The organism is Yoonia sp. (genome assembly GCF_036770585.1).
Taxonomy (GTDB): domain Bacteria; phylum Pseudomonadota; class Alphaproteobacteria; order Rhodobacterales; family Rhodobacteraceae; genus Yoonia.
The window spans coordinates 1-3186 of record NZ_DAIPIW010000127.1 but is presented as its reverse complement, the minus strand read 5'-3'; the positions used below and the strand labels follow the sequence as shown (position 1 = coordinate 3186).

Below are 3186 nucleotides of genomic sequence, written 5' to 3'. Positions count from 1 at the left end.
ACCACGCTGGGCATGGCGACCGATCAGGGCAAGCTGAGCAACATCAACGGTCTGGCGATCCTGTCGCAGTCGCTGAACGCCGATATTCCGCAAGTGGGCACGACGACCTTCCGCCCGCCCTACACGCCGATCTCGATGGGGGCGATTGCGGGTGTGGCGCGGGACGCGCTGTTCCAACCCATCCGCAAGACGCCGGTGTCGGATTGGTCCAACGCCAATGGTGCCGACAACGAACCTGTCGGCCAGTGGCGGCGGCCTTATGCCTATCTCCGCACGGGCGAGAGCCTGCATGATGCGGTCAACCGCGAGGTCAGGAACGCGCGCGAAAACCTCGGGCAGCTCGATGCCTCGACCCTTGGCAAGCTGATCGTCAAGGGGCCGGATGCGGGCCGTTTCCTCGACATGATCTATACCAACATGATGTCCACCTTGCCCGTCGGCAAATGCCGCTATGGCCTGATGTGTTCGGAAAACGGGTTCCTGATGGATGATGGCGTGGTCGCGCGCCTGTCCGAGGATAGCTGGCTCTGCCACACCACCACCGGCGGGGCCGAGCGGATCCACGCCCATATGGAAGACTGGCTGCAATGCGAATGGTGGGACTGGAAGGTCTATGTCGCCAATGTGACCGAACAATACGCGCAAATCGCCGTGGTCGGCCCGAACGCCCGCAAGGTGTTGCGCAAGCTGGGCGGGATGGACGTCAGCCCCGAGGCGCTGCCCTTCATGGGGTGGGCGCAGGGAAAGATCGGTGATTTCGATGCGCGGGTCTTCCGCATCTCGTTCTCGGGCGAGCTGTCCTATGAAATCGCCGTGCCCGCAGGGCAGGGCCGCGCCTTCTGGGAGGCGCTGATCGCCGCCGGAGAAGAATTCGGCGTCATGCCCTATGGCACCGAGGCGCTGCACATCATGCGGGCGGAGAAGGGGTTCATCATGATCGGGGATGAAACCGACGGCACGGTGATCCCTCAGGACCTGAACCTGCACTGGGCCTTGTCGAAGAAGAAGGACGACTACCTCGGCAAGCGCGCGCACCAGCGGTCGCATATGGCCGATCCGGACCGCTGGAAGCTGGTGGGGCTGGAAACCGTCGATGGCTCTGTCCTGCCCGATGGGGCCTATGCGATTGCGGATGGCACCAATGCGAACGGCCAGCGCAACACGCAAGGGCGGGTCACCTCGACCTACTTTTCACCGACGCTGGAACGCGGCATCGCGATGGGTCTGGTGCTGCACGGGCCCGACCGCATGGGCGAGGTCATCGCCTTCAACACCGTCGAGGGTGGCACGATAGAGGCGAAAATCGTCGATCCTGTCTTCTATGACAAGGAAGGGGAGAAGCAGAATGTCTGATGCCGTAAGCGCCCTGAACGGCAAGCTGGCCGCCGGAGAGGTGACGATCCGCGACGCCGGCCTGCAAGGCATGATCATCCTGCGCGGTGATCTGGCCGACAAGAAGCTTGCGGCGGTCTGCAAGGCGGTCACCGGTGTCGCGGTCCCCAGGCAAGGCAAGGCGAGTGTCGAGGGCAAATCCGGTCTCGCCTGGATGTCGCCGGACGAACTGCTTGTGCTGGTGCCCTATGAGAAGGCGGGGGATGCGGTCGCCAAGATCGACGCGGCGTTGCAGGGGACGCATTTTCTGGCCGAGAACGTCTCGGACGCGCGCGCGCTGATCCTGGTGGAGGGCGATTTCGGGCGCGAGGTGCTGGCGAAACTTGCGCCCGTCGATCTGCACCCCGACAGCTTTGGCCTTGGCGATTTCCGCAGGACCCGTCTGGGACAGGTGGCCGCCGCCTTCTGGATGATGGATGAGGATACATTCGCGGTGATCTGCTTCCGCTCGGTGGCCGACTATGCGTTCAACCTGCTGGCGGTTAGCGCCAGGGCAGGGCGGGTCGGGCATTTCTGACGCCCGGCACCGGCTGCTCATTCTTGACCATCAAATATAAGCGAACACACATATGTGCCGACTCACATGCAACCCTGAAGTGTGTCGAGAAGGTGGCGCTTTTGCCAAATCCCCCTGAAATGAGGCGGAAAGGTTTCGTCAGAGTGTCAATACTTTGTGGTTGCAGCCCTTTGCCTATACAAAAGGTGAGGTAGCATCCGACGGACATACTGGCGTATTCGGTCCCTGTTAACAGTGGCTTACCGGTTTGGCGGTAGATGGACAGGATGGACGAAAGACGTGTTTGATATTGTTTTGGTTGGTTTGCTTTTGGTTGTGTTGTTACTGGGTTCTCCGAAGTCGCCCAAGAAGAAATCTACCGCCGCCTCGCCTTATGGAAGTTCACGGTTGACGCCTCGTCGGCACTGCGAGGTCTAGGCTTCGGTTGTGGCCACGGTGCCTGTTTGTTAGTCAGGTAGGGCAAGGGTCCCGACTGAATAACCGCCACCGTGTCAGATGAAGAGTCCATTCTGGAAAAGATCAAGGCGCTGACGGCACAGACCGCAGCGATGCTTGCTGGTGCCGTGCTGTTCGCGATCGGCTTGTCGGGACGGTTGGGGTTTCCGCTTTATCCTGTGCAGAACCTGTCTTTCCTGATGCAGCCGATGCCGGTGTCCACGCCCGTCAACAATATCTATTGGACTGCGCTTGTGGTTGTCGGGGTCTGACTGGTCCTTTATGCCGCCGTGCGGCTGGCGGCGGCGGTCGCCCTTGCCCTGATCGGCTTCAAATGGGCTGTGCTGCAGGGATACTTCGTGGATCTGATCGAGCGTGGTATCGTCTCGCTCTAGGCCATCGCCAAAGGGCGCATTGCGGGGCAAAAGGGGCCCTTTGCAGTGCGGCCATGCAAATGAAAGTGCAGCGGAAATGCCGGTCTGGCAGGCGACGGATTGCACCATTCCCCTTGACCTTGTCGCCTGAGATGACATCTATCCCTGTAACCGAAATGCTAATTGAAAGAGGTCCGAAATGGCTTTCTCACTACCCGATCTTCCTTATGCGCACGACGCTCTGGCCAGCAAGGGCATGTCGGCCGAGACGCTGGAATACCACCACGACCTGCACCACAACGCCTATGTGACCAACGGCAATGCCGCAATCGCGGGAACCGAATGGGAGGGCAAGTCGCTGGAAGAGATCATCGTCGGCACCTATGACACATCGGCGGTCGCACAGAACGGGATCTTCAACAACATCAGCCAGTTGTGGAACCACAACCAGTTCTGGGAGATGATGGG

General features: G+C 60.5%; 4 protein-coding genes. All 4 read left to right on the top strand.

Annotated features, from left to right (window positions below; genetic code table 11):
- Positions 1–1353: glycine cleavage T C-terminal barrel domain-containing protein (locus tag V7N12_RS13900; RefSeq protein WP_333715256.1), on the top strand; the 1353-nt coding region annotated here is incomplete at its 5' end.
- Positions 1346–1909 carry a sarcosine oxidase subunit gamma gene (locus tag V7N12_RS13895; RefSeq protein WP_333715254.1) on the top strand — a complete coding sequence of 188 codons (564 nt, stop codon included), beginning with the start codon at positions 1346–1348 and terminating at the stop codon, positions 1907–1909. The genes V7N12_RS13900 and V7N12_RS13895, both read left to right, overlap by 8 nt.
- A gap of 488 nt (positions 1910–2397) precedes the next feature.
- Positions 2398–2616 (top strand): hypothetical protein, encoded by a 219-nt coding sequence (locus tag V7N12_RS13890; protein WP_333715252.1) that lies wholly within the window; start codon positions 2398–2400, stop codon positions 2614–2616.
- Between the two features lie 301 nt (positions 2617–2917).
- Positions 2918–3186 (top strand): superoxide dismutase (locus V7N12_RS13885; RefSeq protein WP_443089972.1); only part of this gene is annotated, 269 nt, incomplete at its 3' end.